The organism is Thermococcus argininiproducens (genome assembly GCF_023746595.1).
GTDB classification, from domain to species: domain Archaea; phylum Methanobacteriota_B; class Thermococci; order Thermococcales; family Thermococcaceae; genus Thermococcus_A; species Thermococcus_A argininiproducens.
This window is the reverse complement of sequence record NZ_CP080572.1, coordinates 1427536-1451005: the sequence shown is the minus strand read 5'-3', so window position 1 is coordinate 1451005 and position 23470 is coordinate 1427536. Positions and strand designations below refer to the sequence as shown.

The 23470-nt window shown below is 38.6% G+C and carries 23 protein-coding genes and 1 tRNA gene; 11 read left to right on the top strand and 13 right to left on the bottom strand.

Annotation, left to right across the window (positions count from 1 at the left end; genetic code table 11):
• The first annotated feature begins 3 nt into the window (after window positions 1-3).
• Window positions 4-978: an ABC transporter ATP-binding protein gene (locus tag K1720_RS07795; protein ID WP_279347031.1), complete on the top strand. Its 975-nt coding sequence runs from the start codon at window positions 4-6 to the stop codon at window positions 976-978.
• Here the strand turns inward: K1720_RS07795 and K1720_RS07790 are convergent.
• A complete protein-coding gene (locus K1720_RS07790) occupies window positions 945-1532 on the bottom strand; it encodes a hypothetical protein (protein WP_251948238.1) in 588 nt (195 codons plus the stop codon). The genes K1720_RS07795 and K1720_RS07790 overlap by 34 nt on opposite strands.
• 58 nt (window positions 1533-1590) lie before the next feature.
• Between K1720_RS07790 and K1720_RS07785 the strand changes: the two genes are divergently transcribed.
• Both K1720_RS07785 and K1720_RS07780 read left to right on the top strand, forming a co-directional pair.
• Complete coding sequence (locus K1720_RS07785; RefSeq protein ID WP_251950631.1) at window positions 1591-3765, top strand: ATP-dependent DNA helicase; 2175 nt, start codon at window positions 1591-1593, stop codon at window positions 3763-3765.
• A gap of 41 nt (window positions 3766-3806) precedes the next feature.
• Window positions 3807-4391 carry a dephospho-CoA kinase gene (locus tag K1720_RS07780; RefSeq protein ID WP_251948236.1) on the top strand — a complete coding sequence of 195 codons (585 nt, stop codon included), beginning with the start codon at window positions 3807-3809 and terminating at the stop codon, window positions 4389-4391.
• Here K1720_RS07780 and K1720_RS07775 read toward each other — a convergent pair.
• The gene (locus tag K1720_RS07775; protein ID WP_251948234.1) at window positions 4368-6692 is read right to left on the bottom strand and encodes a DNA-directed DNA polymerase; all 2325 of its coding nucleotides are present in this window, start codon (window positions 6690-6692) and stop codon (window positions 4368-4370) included. The two genes, K1720_RS07780 and K1720_RS07775, sit on opposite strands and share 24 nt — an antisense overlap.
• A 79-nt stretch (window positions 6693-6771) precedes the next feature.
• Here K1720_RS07775 and K1720_RS07770 point away from each other — a divergent pair, with 79 nt between their 5' ends.
• A complete protein-coding gene (locus K1720_RS07770) occupies window positions 6772-8127 on the top strand; it encodes an RsmB/NOP family class I SAM-dependent RNA methyltransferase (protein WP_251948233.1) in 1356 nt (451 codons plus the stop codon).
• A gap of 3 nt (window positions 8128-8130) precedes the next feature.
• On the opposite strand, the gene K1720_RS07765 is transcribed toward K1720_RS07770, so the two are convergent.
• Window positions 8131-9141, bottom strand: coding sequence for a pyrolysin (locus K1720_RS07765; RefSeq protein ID WP_251948231.1), 1011 nt, complete (start codon window positions 9139-9141; stop codon window positions 8131-8133).
• 115 nt (window positions 9142-9256) lie between these two features.
• Window positions 9257-9874 carry a TIGR00296 family protein gene (locus tag K1720_RS07760; RefSeq protein ID WP_251950630.1) on the bottom strand — a complete coding sequence of 206 codons (618 nt, stop codon included), beginning with the start codon at window positions 9872-9874 and terminating at the stop codon, window positions 9257-9259.
• Between the two features lie 96 nt (window positions 9875-9970).
• On the opposite strand from K1720_RS07760, the gene K1720_RS07755 reads away from it, so the two are divergent.
• From K1720_RS07755 to K1720_RS07740, 4 genes are read left to right on the top strand one after another with little or no spacing between them, the layout of a single operon-like run.
• Complete coding sequence (locus K1720_RS07755) at window positions 9971-10291, top strand: MTH1187 family thiamine-binding protein (protein WP_251948229.1); 321 nt, start codon at window positions 9971-9973, stop codon at window positions 10289-10291.
• Entirely contained in the window at window positions 10291-11412 is a 1122-nt protein-coding gene (locus K1720_RS07750; protein ID WP_251950628.1) for a DUF373 family protein, read from the top strand. The genes K1720_RS07755 and K1720_RS07750 overlap by 1 nt, the downstream gene beginning before the upstream one ends.
• 10 nt (window positions 11413-11422) lie before the next feature.
• Window positions 11423-12454, top strand: a complete 1032-nt coding sequence (locus K1720_RS07745) for a hypothetical protein (protein ID WP_251948227.1) — start codon at window positions 11423-11425, stop codon at window positions 12452-12454.
• 47 nt (window positions 12455-12501) lie between these two features.
• Window positions 12502-13347 carry a deoxyribonuclease IV gene (locus K1720_RS07740; RefSeq protein ID WP_251950625.1) on the top strand — a complete coding sequence of 282 codons (846 nt, stop codon included), beginning with the start codon at window positions 12502-12504 and terminating at the stop codon, window positions 13345-13347.
• Here the strand turns inward: K1720_RS07740 and K1720_RS07735 are convergent.
• Together K1720_RS07735 and K1720_RS07730 are read right to left on the bottom strand one after the other, a co-directional pair.
• The gene (locus K1720_RS07735) at window positions 13337-14545 is read right to left on the bottom strand and encodes an aminotransferase class V-fold PLP-dependent enzyme (RefSeq protein ID WP_341480961.1); all 1209 of its coding nucleotides are present in this window, start codon (window positions 14543-14545) and stop codon (window positions 13337-13339) included. The genes K1720_RS07740 and K1720_RS07735 overlap by 11 nt on opposite strands.
• 31 nt (window positions 14546-14576) lie before the next feature.
• Entirely contained in the window at window positions 14577-15665 is a 1089-nt protein-coding gene (locus K1720_RS07730; protein WP_251948224.1) for a DmpA family aminopeptidase, read from the bottom strand.
• A gap of 91 nt (window positions 15666-15756) precedes the next feature.
• Between K1720_RS07730 and cobO the strand changes: the two genes are divergently transcribed.
• Both cobO and K1720_RS07720 read left to right on the top strand, forming a co-directional pair.
• Entirely contained in the window at window positions 15757-16287 is a 531-nt protein-coding gene (gene cobO / locus K1720_RS07725; RefSeq protein WP_251950624.1) for a cob(I)yrinic acid a,c-diamide adenosyltransferase, read from the top strand.
• An 87-nt stretch (window positions 16288-16374) separates the two neighbouring features.
• Window positions 16375-16635, top strand: coding sequence for a stationary phase-response protein (locus tag K1720_RS07720; protein ID WP_055283486.1), 261 nt, complete (start codon window positions 16375-16377; stop codon window positions 16633-16635).
• A gap of 1 nt (window position 16636) precedes the next feature.
• Here the strand turns inward: K1720_RS07720 and K1720_RS07715 are convergent, their stop codons facing one another.
• From K1720_RS07715 to K1720_RS07690, 6 genes are all read right to left on the bottom strand, one after another.
• On the bottom strand, window positions 16637-17200 hold the full coding sequence (locus tag K1720_RS07715) for an aldolase (protein ID WP_251948222.1): 564 nt from the start codon (window positions 17198-17200) through the stop codon (window positions 16637-16639).
• The gene (locus K1720_RS07710) at window positions 17193-17780 is read right to left on the bottom strand and encodes a hypothetical protein (protein ID WP_251948220.1); all 588 of its coding nucleotides are present in this window, start codon (window positions 17778-17780) and stop codon (window positions 17193-17195) included. Before K1720_RS07710 ends, K1720_RS07715 begins: the two co-directional genes overlap by 8 nt.
• A gap of 108 nt (window positions 17781-17888) precedes the next feature.
• Window positions 17889-19202: a TRAP transporter large permease gene (locus K1720_RS07705; protein ID WP_251948219.1), complete on the bottom strand. Its 1314-nt coding sequence runs from the start codon at window positions 19200-19202 to the stop codon at window positions 17889-17891.
• 6 nt (window positions 19203-19208) lie between these two features.
• A complete protein-coding gene (locus K1720_RS07700) occupies window positions 19209-19646 on the bottom strand; it encodes a TRAP transporter small permease subunit (RefSeq protein WP_251948217.1) in 438 nt (145 codons plus the stop codon).
• Between the two features lie 61 nt (window positions 19647-19707).
• Complete coding sequence (locus K1720_RS07695) at window positions 19708-20832, bottom strand: TRAP transporter substrate-binding protein (RefSeq protein ID WP_251948215.1); 1125 nt, start codon at window positions 20830-20832, stop codon at window positions 19708-19710.
• A 340-nt stretch (window positions 20833-21172) separates the two neighbouring features.
• Window positions 21173-21260 (bottom strand) — tRNA-Leu (locus K1720_RS07690).
• A 273-nt stretch (window positions 21261-21533) separates the two neighbouring features.
• On the opposite strand from K1720_RS07690, the gene K1720_RS07685 reads away from it, so the two are divergent.
• Complete coding sequence (locus K1720_RS07685) at window positions 21534-22754, top strand: transglutaminase-like domain-containing protein (RefSeq protein WP_251948213.1); 1221 nt, start codon at window positions 21534-21536, stop codon at window positions 22752-22754.
• Window positions 22755-22784: 30 nt separating this feature from the next.
• Here the strand turns inward: K1720_RS07685 and rpiA are convergent, their stop codons facing one another.
• Window positions 22785-23468: a ribose-5-phosphate isomerase RpiA gene (rpiA, locus tag K1720_RS07680; protein ID WP_055283497.1), complete on the bottom strand. Its 684-nt coding sequence runs from the start codon at window positions 23466-23468 to the stop codon at window positions 22785-22787.
• Window positions 23469-23470 lie beyond the last annotated feature (2 nt).

The window sequence follows — 23470 nt, the reverse complement described above, 5'->3', positions numbered from 1 at the left end:
ATCATGGAGAAAGTACTCGAAGTTAAACATTTGAAGAAATACTTCCCAGTTAAGGGATTATTCTTCACAAAGGGCTATGTGAAAGCAGTGGATGATATAAGTTTCGAAATTTACAAGGGTGAAACCTTTGGGCTAGTGGGAGAAAGTGGGTGTGGAAAAACAACAACCGGAAGGACAATATTGAGGCTCATAGAGCCTACTAGTGGAGAAATAATATTCAAAGGAAAAAACATTACAGAACTTAAAGGCGAAGAGCTCAAACAGTTCCGTAAGGACGCCCAGATAATGTTTCAAGACCCATACTCCTCCCTTAATCCAAGACAAACTGTTTTTGAAATTATAATGGAACCTGTAAGATTTCATGGAATTCATGTAGATGATCCAGAGGAATTTGTAGTTAAGCTTTTAGAAAGTGTTGGATTGAACGAAATGCACTTGTATCGTTATCCTCATGAATTTAGTGGAGGTCAGAGACAGAGAATAGCACTAGCCCGACTATTAGCATTAAAGCCAGAATTTATCGTGTTAGACGAACCCACCTCAGCACTTGATGTTTCAGTACAAGCAAACATCCTAAACATGCTGAAGGACCTTCAATCCGACTTTGGATTTACATATCTCTTTATTTCTCATGATCTTGGAGTTGTTAAGTACATGAGTCACAGAATGGGCGTGATGTATCTAGGAAAACTTGTAGAAGTTGGCCCTGCAGAGAGAATCTTCGAGAATCCATTACATCCATATACCCAATTCTTGCTCTCAGCAATACCAGTTCCTGATCCAGAGCTTGCTGAAGAGTTAAAGGCCAAAAGACAGAAGGTTAGTGGAGAACCCCCAAGTCCAATAAACCCGCCGAGTGGATGTAGATTCCATCCAAGATGTCCCTACGCAAAAAGTATATGTAAAACAGACGAGCCTCCATTAGTAGAAGTAGAGAAAGACCACTACGTAGCCTGTTGGTTGTATTCAAAAGCATGAATAGACCCTGCAAACCCACTGTCTCTCTCCACAAGTTCCGTATAAATTGGGTCTTTTTTTCCTTTTTCATTGTATATACCATCTTCTCTGATTTCAATTGTGTAGTATCTCCATTCCACAGCTTTTATTTTCACACTCTCAAGTTCCTGTGGGTTTTTAATTCCAAGAACTTTTTGAAGAAGTGCCAGTGCCAAAAGACTTTCCCGATTTTCCCTTGCCAATTCTTCGTCTTTCTCTTTATGTCTCTTAAACCCGCTTGGAATCCCAAATAGTCGGAAAAGATTCCACTTGCGAATATGGCGAAGTCTTTTGTCTAGTTTCTTGCCTGAGCGGTGATATACCTCTTTAAAGACATCCTTAATAAAATACTCCACATTTTCTTCATCAATTAAGTTTGGAAGCGGAGTACGTGGGTCTTTACGTAGGCTTCTGTCAAATTTCTTAATAAGGACACTGACATGTTCGATCTTTTCGACTTTCTTTGAGAAATAGGCATCTATCATAAAGAGCTTCCCATTAATATCAATCACTAGGTATGGTATCTCGATTTTCATGGAAGTCACTACATCAAAAAGCTATATAAACGCTTTTCTCATAGGCATGATGATGGTTATGGAGGTTAGTGAACTTAAATCACTTGGAGTAGACGAAAGGATAATAAGGCTAATTCAGGAGAGAGGCATAGAAAGACTTTATCCTCCCCAAGCAGAGGCCTTAAGAACTGGAGTACTTAAGGGGAAGAATTTGGTCCTAGCTATCCCAACTGCCTCTGGAAAAACCCTTGTTGCAGAAATTGTCATGATCAACAAAATCCTTCACGAAAAGAGTAAAGCTATCTATCTTGTTCCTTTAAAGGCCCTAGCTGAAGAAAAATACAAAGAATTTAGATTCTGGGAAAAATTGGGGATCAAAATTACTATGACTACTGGAGACTACGACAGTACCGAGAGTTGGCTTGGAAAATATGATATTATTATAGCTACTTCTGAGAAATTTGACTCACTCTTAAGACATAAATCCCCATGGATAAAGGATATTAGACTCGTAGTAGCCGATGAGATTCATCTTCTTGGTTCCTACGACAGGGGAGCAACTCTTGAAATGATTCTCTCTCATCTAATGGATAAAGCCCAAATCCTTGGTTTAAGCGCCACAGCGGGGAATGCAGAAGAACTCGCTGAGTGGTTAAATGCAGAATTAGTTGTGAGTGAGTGGAGACCAGTTACTCTAAAAAGAGGTGTTTTTTATCATGGTCAACTTTTCTGGGAGGACGGAAGCATAGAGAAGTTTCCAAGTCAATGGGATTCTCTCGTTCTTGATGCCGTAAAGAAAGGCAAGCAAGCATTAATTTTTGTTAACACCAGAAGAAGTGCTGAAAGAGAGGCCCTCCTTTTGAGTGGAAAAATATCAAGATTTTTGACAAAACCAGAGGAAAGAAGGTTAAAGCAATTGACAAATGAACTTGAAAATACTCCAACGAATGAAAAACTTAAAGAATCCTTGGCAAAGGGTGTTGCATTCCACCATGCAGGTTTGGGAAGGGCAGAACGTTCAATTATAGAGGATATGTTTAGAGAAGGACTTATTAAAGTAATAACAGCAACTCCGACATTAAGTGCTGGACTTAACCTTCCTGCTTTTCGTGTTATTATCCGGGATACCAAACGTTATTCAAATTTTGGATGGACTGATATTCCCGTTCTTGAAATCCAGCAGATGATGGGAAGAGCGGGGAGACCAAAATATGACAGGGAAGGCCAGGCAATTATAGTGGCAAAAACAGAAAAACCAGAGAACATCATGAAAAGATACATTATGGGCAAACCAGAAAAACTCTTCTCAATGCTCTCAAATGAGGCATCTTTTAGAAGCCAAATTCTAGCGCTGATAACCAATTTTGGAGTTGGAAACTTTAAAGAACTAATTAACTTTCTCGAAAGAACTTTCTATTACCATCAACGAAAGAACCTAGAAGCACTTGAGGGTAAGGCAAAAAGTATAGTATACTTCCTTCTTGAAAATGAGTTCATAGATATTGACTTAAATGACCACTTCATGCCACTCCCATTTGGCATTAGGACTTCTCAGCTGTATCTTGATCCATTGACGGCCAAGAAATTCAAAGATGCGTTTGAAATGCTTGAGAAAAAGCCAAACCCATTGGGAGTTTTTCAACTTTTGGCTTCAACTCCTGACATGACGTCTTTGAGGGTAAGGCGAAAAGAACAAGAAGACATCCTGGATTATGCCTACGAAATGGAAGAGTACCTATACCAAAGTATCCCTTACTGGGAGGATTACAAATTTGAAAAGTTTTTGGGAGAGGTAAAAACTGCAAAACTCCTCCTCGACTGGATTAATGAAGTAAACGAAGCGAAAATCCTTGAAACCTACGAAATAGACACAGGTGATCTTTATAGACTCTTGGAACTTGTAGACTGGTTAATGTATTCTTTAGTAGAACTGTATAAGCTTTTCAATCCCAAGTCCGACGTTATTGACTTTTTGAAAAAGCTTCACATACGAGTTAAGCATGGAGTTAGGGAAGAGCTTCTTGAGCTTATTACCCTACCAATGGTGGGAAGAAAGAGAGCTAGGGCTCTCTACAATGCTGGCTTCAAAGGAATCGAAGATATTGTAAAAGCAAAACCAAGTGAACTTCTCAGAGTAGAGGGCATTGGCCTCGGAGTTTTAGAGAAGATTTATCAACACTTTGGGGTTGAATTACCAAAGGTTCGAGAGAAGAAAAAGGCCAAGAAGGGGACTCTAGATGCGTTTTTCAAATGAGCAACTTTTTTAAGGCTTTCCACTTTAGATGGGTGTGGGCAATGATAATCTGTGTAGTAGGAATGCCAGGATCCGGAAAAGGCCAAATAGTAAGAATTTTTGGAAAATATGGTGTGCCTCACGTTTCTATGGGAGATATTGTAAGAGAGGAAGCTGATAAAAGAGGGATGCCAAGAACACCAGAAGGCATGAATAGTGTGAGCATACAGTTAAGGCAAGAACTTGGAGACAATGCAGTAGCAAAACTCACAGTACCTCGAGTAAAAGAACTTTTGAAAAATAATAAGGCTGTTATAATTGATGGAGTACGCTCTTTGGATGAAATCCAAACGTTTAAAGATGCATTTCCTGAAGAGAAAATCGTCATAATAGCGGTCCACTCTTCTCCAAAACGGAGATTTGAACGACTTAACAGAAGAGGACGAAGCGACGATCCGAGAACATGGAATGAATTTGAGGCAAGGGATTGGAAAGAACTCAAATTTGGCATTGGAAGTGTTATCGCTCTAGCGGATTATCTAATTGTCAATGAAAACCACATAACAGATTTTCGTAGGGAAATAGAAAGGCTTGCAGAGAATCTTGGGATAAAAAAGAGGCCTTCATCTTCTAAGCCACGCTTCTAGGCCGGTTTGCTTTGATCTTTGATATCTTAGATCCTCTTTTTTATAGCCAAACGCTTCAAGTATCCTTAAAACTGCTGGAAGGACTTGGTTATCTATATAATAGTCAGGGTCATATTTGTGCTTTCTCGGGTCGTATTCCGTAAGCAAGACTACTCTATCACTTATCTTTCCTCCTCCCTTAAGAACAATGTAACTTATTATTGTACCGGGTTTCACTTTTATACCCTTCGCTGCGAGCCTTTTTGCTATTGCCACGTGTGGACCAATTGCCTTATAGTCTTTTAACTCTCTTGTAATCTGTTCGTGAATGACAAGCTTCTCAAGAGGCACTTTATATTTAGCTATTCTCTCTACAACACTTTTTACTATTTCCACAGCTTTTTCTACACTTCCTTCCCTGAGTATTGCTTCTAATACTTTGGCTTGAGTTTCCTTGGCTATTTCACTCCAATCTCTTCTCACAACTTCGAGACCTCTTGTAGTTATTCTACCATCTTCGTCAATAACTGCATAGCGTTTCTTTGTCACAAAGAATCCCCTCAAATAGAAACCCTCGTATTCAAGTTCAAGTAAACCAGGAAGCTTTGAATTTATATAATCCAAAAATTCCTTGGCCTTCTTTTTAATGTTGTCAGGTTTTTCACCTGGTATTGTGGCATAAAATCCATCTGTGTCAGCATATAAGACTTTAAAGCCAAATTTTTCCTCTATTTCTCTTATGCTCATCTCTATATAGTGTCTTCCCCATGCTGTAACACTCTCTGCACACTCTTTTGAGTACCATCTTGCTTTTGGATATCCTTGGTAACCATAATAACTGTTTGCCAGGATTTTCAAAGCTCTCTGCCGATAATCAAGCATTTTTCTCTCAACTGGATCAGTTGTGGATTTCATCCTCTTTTTAACCTCTTGTCTTGTTTCTATTAGGTTCTCCAATATTGATGGAATAAATCCAGAGAAATCTTTGCAGAATCTATACCCTACTATTGGGGCAACTTCATAATCTTGGCATCCTTCTCTTTCTAATGTATCAGGAGAGACGTTGTGAGTCACTATTATTGAGGGGTATAAGCTTCTAAAGTCTAAATAAACGATATTTCCCCATAAACCCCTCTCAGGTTCCTTAACGTATCCCCCAATATATGTGGTTCTTAAACGTCTTTTGTATTCTTCGTCACTTGGTTTATTTGGAGCTAATTCATTTCTTTCATAGGCTACTCTTAGCATATACCATTCTACAAGATTTCCAGTGCTCGATCTTGAGACATCCCAGACACTTTGACCAATAACCTTTGCCAACTCTGCTTCCATGGGGAAAAATTCCCGTCCCAGCTCATAAGTTGCTTTTGCATCTTCCATTGAGTATTGGGCAAGCTTTTTCATGCCTTCTTCTGTTTCCCATATAGCGGCTATTTCTTCTGCTCCAAGTTTAGTTTTCTGTTTTCCTAATACCGTTTCATATACTGCTTCCAAGGTATAAGTGGGAAGATTTACTGTCCTTCGTACAACTGGGAAAAGGTCAAAATGTATCCTACCTTTAATTTCTACTGCAAAACTATCTCCCATTCGCTGGATTTTAGGTTCAGGATGCTCTTTGTCTCTACCCAAAAGCAGACGAACTCCAAGTTTTTCCGCTCTCTTTATGAGATATGGCAGATCAAAATTATCCCCATTATAAGTTATAATTACATCTGGATCTTTTTCTTTAATTATTTGTACAAAACGCTTTATCATTTCTCTTTCATTAGAAACTACGTGAACATATGGTAGATTAATTCTTTTCCAAGTAATGACTCCTGCTTCCTCGTCGTCTGCATAGCTGATCATGATTATTTCTCCTTTACCAAATTCATCCCCCTCATGGTAAAAGGTTTCTATGTCAAAGGCTAGGAGTTTGAGATCTTCCTCTCCTTCCATTGGGACTAAACCTTTGTCTATCAGATATCGCTTTGCAAATGGTATATCATACTCATAAATATCCACAACAGCCGGGTGACTGCGTATCTTGCCTCTCATGGCTGGAACATCTTGTGGGTGTTCAAATATAAGTTTCCAGACTTCTACAGGCCTTCTTAAAAACTTTTTCTTAACTTTTATTGCATCCACTATTCTCACGGTTTTCCCATGTCTCTCTCCTTTTATCTGCATAATCTCTTCAATTGCAGAATCATCACGGAGAAGAGCATAAATATAAGGCCGAAAGTGAGGATCTAGTTCTATCTTAAACTCTCCATTTTCTTTTTTAAAAATTCTAACTATTGGCTTACCATCCTTTGTTATGTAATCAGCAGCGAGTATCATAAAACCACCAATATAAACTTGAACTCAAATTAAATAAAAGTTCCGCCAAATTTTTAAACCTGTTATCAAATCCAAGACCATGGAATTGTTTTACAAAATAGCCCTTCATGAGCTAATTGCTGACATACTTACCATTGTAGATGAACGGGAGTACTCCTCTAAAAACGCATTAGAGAGAGTATTTAAGAGGGTTAGTGGGAAAGATAAAGAAAGAGTGAGAGGATTAGCACATGCATATGTTTTTGAAATTGAGAAATGGAAAAAGAAAATTGATTTTATTGGAAATTCTGTTCTCAAAGGCACCAAAATCGAAGAGCTTGAGCCATATCTTGCCAATCTCCTCCGAATTGGAATATTTGAAATGAAGTTCAAGAAAATAAACCCTGCCATAGCAACAGACTCTGTAGTGAGAGTTGTAAAGGAAAGATATGACCTAAATAGGGCAAAATTCATTAATGCGATTTTAAGGGAGATTGAGGGATTTAATGTTGAGAATGCACTTAAGAGTCTTAAAGAGAGAGATAAGACAGAATATCTTAGTGTTAAGTTCTCCCACCCCCGCTGGTACGTCGAATATGTAATAGATCTTCTTGGATATGAAAATGCCATAAGGCTCTTATTAAGCAATAATAAATCCCAAAGGTATTATATCCGAGTGAATCCGCTGAAGAGTGATGTAGACTCTCTTAGTGAATACTTAGAGGAACATGACGTCCGAGCAGCACGAACTCCAGTTAGTGATGTATTAAAAGTTCTGGATTACGAGACTCCAATAACACGCCTTGAATGGTATAAAAAGGGTTATTTTGTAATACAAGACTTAGCAAGTGCATATGTAGCTCATGTCCTTGCTCCAGAAAAAGGGGAAAAAATTCTCGATCTAGCAGCAGCTCCTGGGAGTAAAACATTCCATGTTGCACACTTAATGGAGAATACAGGAGAAATAATCGCTGTAGATTATTCTCTTGAGAGACTTAGAAAAATGGAAACAAAAATGAAAATTCTGGGTGTAAAAAATGTCAAACTCGTGCATGCTGATGGCATGACGTTCAAAGATATGAGAAAATTCGATAAAATAATTCTTGATGCACCATGCTCCTCTTCTGGAACCTACCGGCAGTTTCCAGAAGTAAAATGGCGTTTTAATGAGGAAAAGATAAAGAAAGTGATCCAAGTGCAAAAGGCTATGATTAGAAATGCATTTAAAAATCTGAAAAAAGAAGGAGAAATGACATATTCTACCTGTTCAATAAGAATAGATGAAAATGAAGAGAACATAAAGTATGCAATAGAAAAAGTAGGGTTTAACCTAGTTGCTTATCCATTTAACTGGGGGGAAAGGGGATTTACTGAAATCGGAGAGATGGTTTTCAGAAGCTTTACCCATTTACACGATTGCAACAGCTTTTTCATCGCAAAATTAAAAAAAGAGTAGATGTCACTCCAAAGCATCTTCGAGGGTATCTACAGCATCGCTAATGGCAAAATATGCTTGTCTCAATGATATAAAGACTCTAAAACTATTTAGATTGGTCGCTATTGGCCCATATTCGCCTGCTTTTTCGTAAAACTCTTCAGCTAGAGTTTTATAGTGTAGTGCCCCCTCCAACGTTTCGTTGCTCAGTTCACCCGCTTCTGGGCTGTTATAGAGTTCGTTAAATCTTGCAAGCTCTCTATGATACCTCGTATTGTAGATGTAGTTCAAAAGGAAGTACTGTGATGGTCCTATTCTGCCTGGTGAAACTGGAACTGGTGTGGGTTTGTAGCCTAAATTAGTCTTTATCATCCACTTTAAAAAGTCTACCCAGACCGCTCCACTGTACTTCACACTGTATTCTATTGTGAGGCCAGTGACCATAACCTGGCCGTTGCCCAATGGATACGATATTGTGCTGGGTCTGTTGTAGTTGGGTGTGGCTCCATTTCCTTGGACGGTTATTACATTTGCACCTGTTGGTACATTAGTTAGGTATCCGTGACTTGCATATGTGCTATAAAGCCAGGTTCCATTTTTCACTAAATAGTCATAATACGAATAGCTTTGAAGTATTTCAACGCCTCCAGGCAAGGGAGTAGTCCAAACACCACCATGCCATCCCCAATTGGCAGCATGAATTTCGAGCGCTCCACCAGCCCTTGCAAAGTCTTCCAGTTTTGACATTTGTGGGCCTAGATCGTTATAAAACGTCTGATCCTGGTCACTTACTATTAGGATCATGTCATAAGTATTTATTAAGTCAGAAAGACTTAGAGAGTTCAACTGTGAAGCCGTCATAACGTCATAGGAAATCCCCATTTGGGTTAGTACCATTTCGTTTGCATTGGAATTCCATGCATTTACATTTTTCAATATCAAAACCTTTTTTCCACTAAAACTCTGGGCTGCAGAAAAACTAAAACTACTCAGAATGAATATGAAAACAACCAAGAGTCCCAATATTTTCTTCATATAAAAGCCTCCTCACGTCTATTTATATGTTAATTTGGACAAAATAGTATATATGTAATTGGCCATTACCATTATGTTTTAAGTAAGAAAACGAATGAAAAGAAGAATGGAAGGTTTAACAGAGTGGTTTTCTCCTGACTGGACCGTTTGGAGATTCTTCTTCAAAAATTTCAGCTGTGAAGCGGTAAACCTCAGTGCTTTCTTCCATCCAACAATCCGGCGGAAGACCCGCTTTCCAACATGTCTCACTTAAAAACTCTTCTTCATCCCAGTTCCACTCGATGGGAACTTGTGGTAGGAGGAGCCCACTATAAATTCCCTTTTTAACTATTAGTCCATCTCTTCCAACTTTTATCTTATTGGGCCTCTCGTGGGGAGGGCCTTCCACAGGTTCGGGAGGGGTTAGAACACTGACCTCAATCGTAATTTTGTCCAGTTCTTCAATACTAACTGGAGGAAAACGTGGATCATCTACAGCAGCATAGATTGCCGCTTTTATTGTGGCTATAACTAATGGATAAATCGGATAAGGAAATCCTATACATCCCCTTAGTGCTTGTTGAGGGGGCACGTTATATCGGTTTAATGTAACGAATACTCCCATTTTCTCCCAAAGATCCGATGGAGTGTCTTGAGGAGGTTCAAGCTCTTTACCGCTCTTTAAATATTCTTCTATTGCCTTTCTAGCTAGTTTTATTAAGAATAATCCCCACTCGTCTTTTATCTTATACATAAATCTCACCAAGAATAGTTTCATCTAACAACAAATAAGGTTTTTCCACCGTTAAGCTTAAAAAATTGTCGAGCATAATTTAGCCAGGTGTCGAATATGAGTATTATAATCGAGTTTGTAATTATTCCACTTGGTGAGAAAAGTCTGAGTAAGTATGTAGCTCAAGTAGTAAAGCTTTTAGAGGAGAAAAAAGTAAAATATCAATTGACCCCTATGGGGACAATCATTGAAGTATCCTCCCTGAGAGACGGATTGAAGGTAATAGAAGAGGCTCATGAAATGATGTTTAAACTCGGGACTGACCGAGTCGCTACTACAATCAGAATTGACGATAGGAGGGACAAAGAAAGAGTGATGGAGGATAAAGTTAAATCAGTTTTTGAAAAACTCCGGGGGGAACAAAAATTAGAGTATTGATACTTGCCATTGATAGAGATAATGACTTTGGTGAAAAAGCTGGGGTTAAAGGGCCTGTTATCGGGAAAGAGGCATGTATAGATGCTGCTTTAAAACTAAGTCTTGCAGATCCTGAAGACAGCGATGCCAATGTTCTTTACGCAGCGATCAAATTGTATGAAGAACTTAAAGAACGTGGCGAATTTGATGAGGTTGAAATTGCTCTTATAACTGGACATTCAGAAGTTGGTATTAAGAGTGATATTGAACTAAATAGGCAACTGGCAGAGGTTCTGGAGGTATTTCCTGCACATGGAGTAATTCCTGTCACAGATGGGGCTGAGGATGAGCAGATTTTTCCATTGATAACTTCTAGGCTCCCTATCATAAGTACTCGAAGAGTTGTTGTTAAACAGAGTGAGAGTATTGAAACTACTTATTACATCCTTTATCGTTACTTGAAAGAAATTTTTAGCGATCCCGAGGCCGCAAAAATATTTTTCGGATTGCCAGGAATGATACTTCTTATTTATGGCATCGCACGGTTATTATCTATTAAATATCAAGAAAGTGTTACTATAATCTCCTCAACCGTTACAGGTATTATTCTATTCCTTATAGGCGGTTATTTCTTTGCAAGAGCCTTTAGATTAAAAGAGACCGTGGGGCACTTGCTCACTAGAGGGTTCATACAATTCGTCTCTGCAATAGCTGCAGTATTTGTACTATTTGCAGGTGCCGTAAGTGCTTATTTAAACCTAGAAAGCATAGCTCTTCAACTTACAGGTAGATATCCTGGAACAGAGCTGTTAGGGATAGTTATATTTCTAAATGCAATAAACACATCATTTGTTGTCGCTTTAGCTGTTTTGATGATTGGCAAAGTAGTCCACGCATATCTAAGAAGAGATCATCACATCTGGTACTACATAAGTGGACTTCTCCTCCTTCCAGCTCTTTGGGTCACGATAGATGTCACCACTCTTTATGCACTTTCAATTCTCTCTTTCTACTCAATGGAGTTCCTTAAGAGAGGTATAATAGCCTTAGGTGATATAGCACTTGCAACATTGGTGGGAATGTATTTGAGAGACAAATTAAGAGGATGGGAAAGAGTTGAAACTGAAAGAAGCACTGCATAAATACGAAACAATGAAAGAAAAATCTGAGAACGAAATAATTAGGATAGCAGAAAAACATACAAAAAATGCAAAAGTTATTATCTCAAAGATCTTAAAGTACTTGGAAGAACTCAACAAAAAGGAGATCTCCAAGAACGTGGATCCTAGACTTGCAAAGATCGTGAAAATGGAAAGAGAGACATATATTAGGGCTCTTCAAAACATGCTTGAGAAAATACAAGACATTAAAGACATAGAAAAAATACTGCCTGAAATATCGAGACTCCATATTGCTCATGGGAGGCACTTGCTACTTGTCTTTGAAAAAGATGTGTATAGAATAAATGCCCTTCTGAAGGATCTCTCCAACGAATACACTGCATATCTATCTGCCCTTAAAACACTACAATTCCCAGAGATTGAAACAAAAAGACTGTTAAAAGAGATTGAAAACCTCAGGAAGCATATAGATGAGCAGGAATTGCTCTTAAAACAGTTTATTGAAAGTTTACATAACCTCGAAGTCGAGAAAGAACAACTAGAAAAATTGCCCGAGTTTAGTATTCTAAAAGAAAATGAAGAGAAACTTAAGAGGGAGATCCTAAGCAGAGAGCTTAGTGCACGCTCCAAGCTGTCTAAATTACAGAAACCAATAAAAAGAATGAGATTGCCAGATAAACATGCTAACGAGTTCTTAAAAAACAGTGGCTATGCATTGGAACATCCTCAAGCGTTTCTGGAAGTCTTAGAAAAAGTCGAAGGGAAATTGGACAAAAAATACAAAAAGACTTCCGAATGGGCCAAGAGAAATATTGTTAAAGAAGCCCAAACTATCAAAGAGCTTAAGGAAGAGTTAACAAATGTAGAGAGAAAGCTAGCACATTTTAAAAGCAAAGAAGAGTCTATACAGAAGGCGTTAGAAGAACTAAAGCAGAAGATAAAACAAAGAGAGGAGAAAATAAAAGTCCTCAAAGAAGAACTCCAAAACTTAGAGAAGAAACTAAAAGAGAGTATTTCAGAGCTTGAACGTATTGTTGGAGATAAAATAGACGTTGATCCTTAGCCTAAAGTTTTTATATTTTTAGGGCTACCTAATTTTAGGTGATAAGAATGATAAAGCTCAGGCGATTGAGATTTGGAACTGCGGGAATACCCATTTCAACCCCTAAACCATCTACAATTACTGGAATAGAACAAGTTAGAAAGCTGGGTCTAGATGCTATGGAACTTGAATTTGTTAGAGGAGTCAATTTAAAACCTGAAATGGCAAAAAAGATCGGAAAAGTTGCTCAAAAAAATGACGTGCTTCTGACAGCTCACGCACCTTATTACATAAACTTAAATGCAACTGAGAGAGCAAAAGTAGAAGCGAGTAAAAGAAGAATAATTCAAAGTGCTGAAAGACTCTACGAAGCTGGAGGATGGAGTGTAGTTTTCCATGCAGGTTACTATCTCAAACAAGATCCTGCTAAAGTATATGAAAAAATAAAAACTGAAATAAGAGATATCGTAAAGACTTTACAGGATAAAGGAGTGGAGGTATGGGTTCGACCAGAACTCACCGGAAAACCCACTCAATTTGGAGACCTAAAAGAGCTCATACGCTTAAGTCAAGAATTGGAACATGTTTTACCCGCAATAGATTTTGCACATTGCCATGCTAGAAATAGAGGAAGGTATAATAGCACAGAAGAATGGAATGAAATGCTCTCCCTAATTGAGCAAGAGCTAGGACGAGAAGCCTTAGATAACATGCATATTCATATAAGTGGGATAAACTACTCTGAAAAAGGTGAAAAAAATCACCTAAATCTACAGGAAAGCGACATGAAATGGGAGGATCTCCTAGCTATACTCAAAGAATTCAGAGTGAAAGGAGTTGTAATAAGCGAGAGCCCAAATATAGAAGGCGATGCCATACTAATGAAAAAGAAATACAAGGAAATTAAAGCTTAACTAAGTTCTTAAAGAGATGTTCAAGGAATATCTCTACTTCGTCCATGTCATTGTATAAATGAGGGGATATCCGCAAGCCATAATGTCCAAGAACTCCTCTATGGCTTATTTTTATGCCTTCATCTAAGAGTTTTTGATAGATCTTTTTTTCTTTTTCATAACCCAGTCCAGTTTTTACTGTTATTATAGAAGACCACTCATGTTCATTATGATCTCCAATAACCTCAAGTCCAGCGCTTAATATTTCATCTCTAATTCTTGCTATAAGCTTCTTATTATGGTTCTCAATTTTTTCAATTTGGAGTCTATTTATCAGCTCCAATGATGCCCCTAAGGTAACCGCTAGAAGATATGGGGGTCCGCCTCCAAAATCCATCTTTTTTGCATCTTTCCTTAATACGAAATCTCCCCATGGATTTTTCTCTGGGATACCCCACCAGAGCCCCCACTCACCTGTTGGAGCCTCCATATTCAGTAGACCTGGAAGTGGGGAGAGCTCCTCTAGGATTTCATCAGAAAGATACATGAGGCCTGAACCCACAGCAGGATTTAAAAGCCATTTTTCACCACCAGCAACAAGGGCATCTACCCTTTCTCTCTTAGGGAAGAGAGTTAAGCTTCCAAGGTGTTGGACAGCATCTACAATAAGCCATGCTCCATGTTCATGAACTATTTTCGAGAGTTCTTTAAGATCAATCCTTTGTCCTGAAATCCATTGGATTGAGCTTATAACTACAGCAAAAGTTTTGTCATCTATTGATTTTTCAATCTCTTCAATGGAGTACCAACCGTTTTTGTTTTTAACAACCCTAAGTTCAAGTTTATGTTTCTCCGAATAGCTCTTCAAAAGACATGAAAGGGAAGGAAATTCCATATCGAGAGAGACTATATTCATCTCTTCTTTTGGCGTTAGAGCCATTAAAATCCTTCTCAAGCCTTCAGTGGTCTGAATTGTCAGCCCAATGTTTTCCTTCTTAACCTTCATCAGTTTTGCTCCCTCTTCAAGTGTCTTATTAAGAAACTTCACGTCCAAAACATCAACAGAATCTGAACCTTCTCTAAAGTCTATAATATAGTTTAGGAAATCTAAGACACGTTTTAAAGAAGTCAAAGGAAGCATTCCTGCACTTGCAGTGTTTAAGTATGCTCTAAATTGCTCTAAGCCGGGGAACAAGTGTTTGACTCTCAAAATACCCACCTAAAAATAATTTCAGAAAGAACATAAAAACTTAGCTCCTCTCAAGTCGTCCATATTTCTCCATGATCTCTAGAACTTTGTCTTTGGGGAGAGCATGCCTTATATGGCCATCCCTACCTATCATCGTTTCTGCCTGAAGTAGAGAGTTTATTATGGCTTCTTCTACTGCTTCAGCGGTAGCTTTGAATAACATGGAAAGGGAACTATCAGAAAGAACATCTAGTTTTAAAGGTTTTTCCATGTGATGGGGAATTTTTTGGGCTGTTGAAAATGCAAGGGTGATATCCCCGCTTCCATTGTAAGCGTAACCTCCAGTTCTCGCAAGTCCAACAATAGCCCTCTTTGCAACTCTACCTAGTTGTCGGGAATTTAATGGAGCATCAGTAGCAATTACCATTATAATACTGCCTTTTTCGTTTCCACCTCTTCCAGGCCAGTCTTTTAATTCCATACCAACGGGGACTCCAGCTATGGTTAAATCCTCCCTTTTCCCAAAGTTACTCAGAACCAATGCCCCAACATTATATTCCTCTCCTGCTATCTCAACAATCCTAGAAGATGAGCCAATTCCCCCCTTAAACTCAAAAGCACTCATCCCAGTCCCAGCTCCAACTGACCCTTCTTTAAAATACTTATTAGCGCTTTCAATCGCATCAAACGCGTGTTCTTTTTTCACGTGTCTTCCTCGGATATCATTTAAGTATGAGTCATTACATTCCATGACAATAGGGTTAACTGATCCTGTGGTTACTCCAATATCTTCATTTTCTTTTAGCATATATTCAATAAGAGCATCTGTAACCACCCCAACACTTAACGTATTTGTTAGAAGTATTGGAGTTTCAATGGTTCCTAGTTCCATCACTTGGATGAGTCCTACTGGCTTCGCATACCCATTCATAACAAAAACTCCTGCTAAAACCTTTTCCTTGTAAATATTGCCATCATGCGGAAGTATAGCAGTTACTCCTGTTCTAACAGGACCTTTTCCAGGTATAAGCTTGCCCTCTCCCCAAATTAATGTAACATGCCCCACTTTGACCCCCTTAACATCAGTAATAGAATTCATTTTCCCATGTTCAAGAGTCCCTATTCGGATTCCAAGTTCTATGGCCTTCATAACCTCCCACCAAAGAAAGTGTAACAACAAAAGATAAAAGCTATTCCATAATGGATAAATACTCCAATACTAAGTTAAACTGGTGAAAACCGTGGGAGAATGGAAAGAAAAACTGGGTCTAGTCCACATCTATACAGGGGACGGAAAAGGAAAAACCACAGCTGCATTGGGCTTAGCCCTTAGAATGCTTGGGAATGGGGGAAAAGTCATTATAATACAATTTTTAAAATCTCCTAGTGTTTATGGCGAACAGAAAAAAGCCCTAGAGTGTGGAATTGTATTGGAAGCTTACGGACTCCCCAAATTCGTCCATGGAAAGCCCGAACCTGAAGAAATTGAAGCTGCAAGAAGGGCATTAAGAAGAGCAAAAGAGGTTGTGAGAAGTGGAGAGTGGGATCTCGTAATTCTAGACGAAATATGTGTGGCCTTAGGTTTCAGGATGATTAAAGTTGATGAGGTTATAGAACTCATAAAAGAAAAAGCCTCAAACACCGAAGTAGTACTCACAGGGAGATACTGTCCAAAAGAGCTTTTTGAGACTGCAGACTACGTGACCGAAATGAAAGAAATAAAACACCCATACCAAAAAGGAATATCGGCCAGAAAAGGTGTTGAATACTAAAAACACCGAAAAGGTTTTAATAACCAAGGTTCAATATATGGTGGAGAAGTTTTAGTTACCGATTCTTATTAAATCGGGGGTGAAAAAATGAGTGACGTAGAAGTAAGAATTCAACAAATTGTCCAGGTTCTGAGGGAACAAGTTGTCCAAGACACAATAGTACCTAGAAATATTAGAAGAGCCGCTGAGAAGGCTATAGAAAGCTTGATGGACACTAATAAAGAGCCAACTGTAAGAGCTGCAGATGCAATTGCAATTCTTGAAGAAATTAGTGAAGATCCCAATATGCCGATGCACACAAGAACGATAATATGGGAAGTTTTAGGAGCTTTGGAGCAAATCAAATGATTTACATGCCTTTCTCTTTTAAATACCATAACTTTGCGCTTTCTTCCACTAATTCTACCTTATAATACGCCTCTCTTAAACTCTTTCCCACAGTCACTACTCCGTGATTCTCCATAATAACTGCATCATACGTCTCCAGATATTTTGCCGTTTCTCTAGCTAATTCCCAACTCCCTGCAGGTTTAAACGGAACTATTGGTATCTTCTTCAGATATACCTCAGCTTCGGGTGTTATTATCAGAAGCTCTTCCTTGACTTTGGTTGAGGAGATTATAGAATAAGGGGGATGAAGATGTGCTATTGCTTTAACGTCTTTTCTTCGTTTATACACTTCTACATGAAGCTTCCACTCAGAAGATGGACGAATGGGATTCAAAGGATTACCTTCTAGGTCTATTATTGCTACCTGTTCTGGGGTAAGATCATCCATCACAGATCCCGTAGCCTTTATGAATATTTTTCCATTGAATAGGATGCTCAAATTTCCCCCAAAAGCTGCAGTTAGACCTCTTTCATGTGCTAAATGGGAATATTTCTCTATAATGCTTTTGACAAGCCTACTCATATCTCATCACCTTTATCCCAAATCCACAAGACGTACAGTAAGCTTGTTTTCCTTTCCACACTAGGTTTTTAGCTCCACATATCGGACAAATGTCTAGTTTTCCACTCTCCTTCCAAATTCTATAAACATCCTCCTCCACTATTAAAAAGACTTCATCTCCCTCTTCTTTAAAATATCCTAATACCGGAGTGCTCTTTAATTCGAATGTATCGGCATCTACAATAACGGGTTCTAGACCAATATTTCCTTCAAACCCTAGTTCATTGGCTGGAATAATCTCAATTATATATGCCTTAAGGTGTTTGTCGTGATATACAGCGACTTCTATACCATCGCTTAAAACGCCTGAAAGAGGAAGAATATCAACTGTGATATACTCTTTTAGAAGGAAAACAATTACCAAAATATGTTTTCCTTTATAGATATGCAATTTTTTATCTGAACAGAATGGTTTGAGACCTAACTTCTCTAGAATTTTCTTGAGTTCCCCTTCAGTGGGGACCCTTTTAGTTTTTATAAGATGGGTCTTCACTTCTTCTGCAAGCGGAATTGCGAGCATTATAGGTTCATAGATTATCATTCTCCTCACCACAGAAAAATTACACTTAGAGCTTTTAGAGTTTATTCTTCACAAAAAATTCTGGTTCTACTTAAGGAACAAAAAATAGAATAAGGGGATTGGTGAAATTTATCCTCCTCTCGATAGGGTCTTTATGAACCATAGGACTATTTCCGGTTTTAGAATTATAATGACTATTGCTATCACTTGCAATACGATAAATGGAAGCACTGCTTGATATATCTCGTCCATTGAAACTTCATCAATAGCCCCTTTAAAGTAGTATAGTCCAAGCCCTACTGGAGGAGTAAGATACGAGACCAGGAGCATTGAGGTAAATGCCACACCCCACCATAGAGGGTCATAGCCCAAGTTAGTAACTGCTGGTGTTAGTATTGGAGTCATTATCATTATGATTGAGACTGGATCTACGAACATTCCAAGGAAGAATATTAAGGCTAGTGAAAATATTAGAACTGTAACTTTTGCTGCTGGAAGTGACATAAGCAGATCAACCACTAACCTCTTGCCTCCAATTCCACTGAAAACTGAACTAAATGCTGAGCCCCCAGCCATTATCCAACATGCCATAGAAGTCACTTTTAATGTAACCAGCAACGAGTCCTCCATGACTTTCCTATTTAGTTTTCTTCTCACAGTAACATAGATTAGACTCAAGAATGCTCCTACACCAGAAGCTTCTGTTGGCGTTGCTATTCCTGTGAATATTGACCCAAGTACACCAAGTATTATAGCAAGCGGCCCAATTAGGTATTTAAGTGAGATTATCTTTTCTTTGAGAGTGATCTCCTCCTCAGCAAATACTGGTACTTTGTCTTTGTTTAAGTGACTCCATACAAGCACATAAATACTGAAGACCAAGGCCATGACTGTACCGACTCCAAGTCCACCAGCAAAGAGTTTTCCAACAGAAACTCCAGCAACAGAACCATAAACGATCATATTAAAACTTGGAGGAACCACTTGGGGAAGTGTACCAGCTGCTAGTATTGAACCTATGGCGAGCTTCTTATCGTATCCATGTCTAACCATAAGAGGATATATAATTAGTGCCAAACTGGCTATGGCAGCTGCTATAACTCCGGACATTGCCCCAATAGTATAACCCAAAATTATCGCTATCACTGCCAAAGAACCCCTAATTCTACCCAAAAGCTTATAGAAGGTAGTAAATAACTCATCAGCTACACCACTCTTCTCAAGAAGCGCGGACATGAACACAAACAGGGGTAAAGCTACAAGAGCCCAATTATTCATTAAGCTCCATACTCCTTGAAAAGTGACATACAAACCATTCCATCCCCAGAAAATCAACCCAAATACCATCGAAGTGAAGAACAGTGCAAAAGCTACCGGTACATTTAACAATATAAGTCCAAAGAGGAACAGGAACATTACAAATGGCATAAGCATGTTAGCCATGATGAGTCACCTCCATTGCTTAATCTTCTCTAACATCATTGGAATGGTTTGGAGCGTTATAAGGACCACTGATATTACAGCAACCCACTTGTACCACCATATCGGGGGGGCAAAAACTATTCCCAAACTAGAGTCTACTTCTCTAATCATGAATGATCTCCATGCAATTGGGGCTCCTACTAGAACCAATATAACTCCAGAAATGAACACTATACCAATATCCACGATATCTAATATTTTTCTAAGTGTTTCTGGCACTTTTCTATATATTATATCCACTGATACATGCCCGCCTTCTCGTAGGGTGTATGCCCCTCCTAGAGCAAATAACATTCCATAAAGCCATACAGAGACAAAGATAGCTCTAGAATCTGCTCTGTGCAAGAAGTATCTCGTGCCCACTTCGTATACTACAACCAGGGTTATAATCAACGTAGAATACATAATAAAAAAAGAAAGTTTGGAATTAATCCTGCTTATTAGATCCAAGGTTAATCACCTCTTTTTAGCCTTGCTTTAAAGCGGCATCTAATGCATTAGCCCAGTCCTCGTGACCCAGTTCTCTCCAGATTTCAACAAGTCTGGTGACGTATTCACGGGCCTCTGGGCTCTTTTTGGCATATTCAACATATAAGCCCATTGCAGTTTCAATTACCTTTGCATTGTCTTCAGGTGGTAGTCTGGTGATTGTAGCACCTGCTTCAACCCACTTGGTTCTGTACTCTCTGTTTAATGAGTTAACATAGTGGCTACCCCAGAGGTAAGTCTCCATGTTGGCAGCTCTAATGATCTCCTTCAAGTCTTCTGGGAGTTTCTCCCATACTGCTGGGTTAATTATCAAGTAAGCGTGGATGGTTGCTTCGCTGTGCAAGTTTACACCCGGAGTTGGCTCAAGAACATACTTAGCAACCTCATGGAAACCCATCTTATAATCGGCAGTATAGTCTGTCCACTCAAGACCGTCTATTGTTCCAAGCTGTAGAGCTTGGTAAAGTTCTCCAGAAGCCATCATCATGGCCTGAGCACCGAGGGTATTATAAAATACCGCTGCCATACCAGAAGACCTTAAGATTTTACCATTTAGGTCATCGAGTTTGTTTATAGGAGTTGTTGTAACGAGAATTTCTGGCTCTCCATATATCATTGGTCCTATATAAACCACTCCAAACTTTTCAAATGTGGCTTTAATGAGGTCTTCAACACCTTTTACTTGGAAGAAAACCTCATATGGGTTTGAGAGTGGTCCTGGTTTACCTCCAGAAAGAGCCATAATTGGGTCTTGAGAGGCTAAATAGCTACTATAGAATATAGCCATATCAACCACGCCATTGGCTGTGGAGTCCACGATTTCAGTTACGGGGAAACCAAGCTCTCCTGCCTGATATACCTCAATTTTTATCCTGCCATTGGACATTTTTTCAACTGTGTCAGCAAAATGTTGAGCAATTTCAAATCCTGGGTCACCGGCTAGATAGAACGTAGCCATTTTGAACTCATACGTTTCTGTCGGAGCAGTTTGGGTTTCTGAAGGTTGTGTTTGTCCCCCAATACATCCTGCCACGAAGGACAGGACCACCAAGGCAATCAATCCAAATACCAAATTTTTTCCAAAAGAGATTTTTCGCAACATATTTAAACCCTCCAGTAGATTTTCGTCATATTGTTGCTATTACTAAGTATTTAATTCTTTTTGCATATTTAATTGTCATAGTGTCAGTACTCAACTTTGGTTATTTTTAAATATTGGCACTATTTTTGAAAATATTTAATACTCAATAAATATTTGATAAATATCAAAATAATATAACCTTGAATTTAGAATTCGATGACATATTGAAAGAGTTATCGAATTTTTGAAAAAAACTTCTTTAAAGCTGTCAATAAATTGAAGATATTTCATGAATATTTGAAAATTGTAAATGTGACAAGAGATTTTGAAAACCTAGGAGAAAAGCATTCGAGCATATTAATGGTGCGGGGGAGGGGATTTGAACCCCTGAACCCCTACGGGAGTGGATCTTGAGTCCACCGCCTTTGACCAGGCTCGGCAACCCCCGCGCATTTCGCAGGGTTCATTTTTCTATACATCCCCTTAGTTTTAAAAAGATTATGGTCTTTAAATTTGAATATGAAAAAAACTTCTAAGTTTCTATCCCATAGCTATGTGTTTTACGTAAAAACTTCTAATTTGTAACTTATTCTTCCTTTAATGTGGCGATTTCAATAGAGACAAGAAGACAGGATATTTTTCTTTTTCATACAGTATACAAAAATTGTTAAATAAAAGGAATACTTAACCCTATAAGATGAACAATAAAGGAGGCAACCACTTTGTCTAAGGATACTTCAAAAATAAAACTCATAGCAGGATTACTTATACTATTGATTCTTCTCTCTTTTAGTGCATGGTACTTTACAACCAGAACAAAAGGTGAGACAAAAGAGCCGCTGCCGACTTTAACAACCTCAACCCCCTCCCCCACTACCACCACTACACCCTCACAAACCACTATAGAAACCACAAGCACAAGCATCACTACGACTATAACTACTATAGAAACTACTACTCCTTTACCTGAGAGCACCTGTCCCAGTATTTGGAGATACATATTCAAAGAAGCCCTAAAATGTGGCTTAAGTTCAAATGAACTAACAAAAATCTCCTATCTTGCAATAGAGTTAAAGGGGCAAACTGTACAAGAAAGTGCGTGGAGCATTCTAGAATGGCTTCAGAATAACATCGAATATGACCACTACAAAGCCTCCCTCCCAGCTCCAATAATACAAATTTCTGAAAACGGGACTATTATTGGGGTTACAGGGGGAGAAGGAACAGAAATCCAAACTCCATATGAGACTATCAAAAAAGGGAAAGGAATATGTACAGATTACACAATCTTAACGCTAGCTCTACTCCTAGAAATGGACTATTCCCCAGTATATGCATTTGAAATTAACTTTGAAAACTCAAGTACAAAACATACAGCAGGAGCAATTAAAATCGATGGCGAATACTTCCTTTTGGATCAAAATTTGCCCCCCATGGATCTGGGCACATATTACAATAAGTGGGCCCTTTATAGAGAAGAAAAACTGCTTATTTCAAACGCTACAGTGTACGAAATACAGAAAAGTGGCGAAAACCTCACAATAAAGATAATTGGAATAATGCTTGCTGAAGACTTCAAGAATAGAAATTATGACTTCACATCAGCAAACCTGGCAGTAATGGCGAACGATCTAATGGAATTATTTCTCGAAAATTACCCAAACCTAAGCAGGGATTTCTATATCTCTGATATTGATAAAAAAGTTCATCTTCCATATGGCTATGCAAATAGAAGTACTTGGAAGCTTGAACTGCCTAATTTCATAGATTATTACACCCCCACATTTCACACAGAATTTGTGAAGTACTTTTACAGAAGATTCACAGAAAACCCAGAAGTCGTCAAAGATTTATCAAAATTTAACCGCTTATGGATCCGGGTAGAGAGGGACCAAAATACACTTAGAATTGTGCTAAACTTGGCAGAAAGAATAGAAAGTTAAGTTCTTTTATTTTTTAGTTATTTAAAGAATTCATCTCTCTAACTTTTTGACACCCTCTTTTGTGCCAACCAGAACAATATCAGCAATATCTGCAAAGATACCGTTTTCCACAACCCCAGGAATATTGTTGAGTTCAATTTCCATGTCCAGAGGATCCTCAATCTTTTCAAACTTTGCATCGAGGATAAAGTTCCCATTATCCGTAATTATAGGGCCATCCTTCTTAGTTCCCATTCTGAGTTCTGCTGTTGCATTAAATACTTCTAACTCTTCTTTAATAGCCCTCCAAGCAGCAGGAATAACTTCAATTGGCACCGGTACCCTCTGCCCGAGATACTCTACTAGTTTGCTCTCATCAACAAGTACTATGAAAGTTCCAGCTCTATACTCAATGATCTTCTCCATTGTTAATGCTGCTCCTCTTCCTTTAATCAGATTAAGGTGTGGATCAACTTCATCAGCTCCATCAACAGCGATATCTATTGCATCAACCTCATCAAGACTTACCACAGGAACACCGCTTTCTAGGGCCAAAAGGCGAGATTGGTGAGAGGTTGGAATACCATAAATGTCCTCAAGTTCTCCTGTCATTAGCTTTTTCCCAAGCATTTGAATGAAATAAGCAGTGGTCGATCCCGTACCTAGACCAATGATCATGTCGTCATCAATAAACTTCAATGCCTCTTTTGCAACCAGTCTTTTTAGCTCTTCCATGT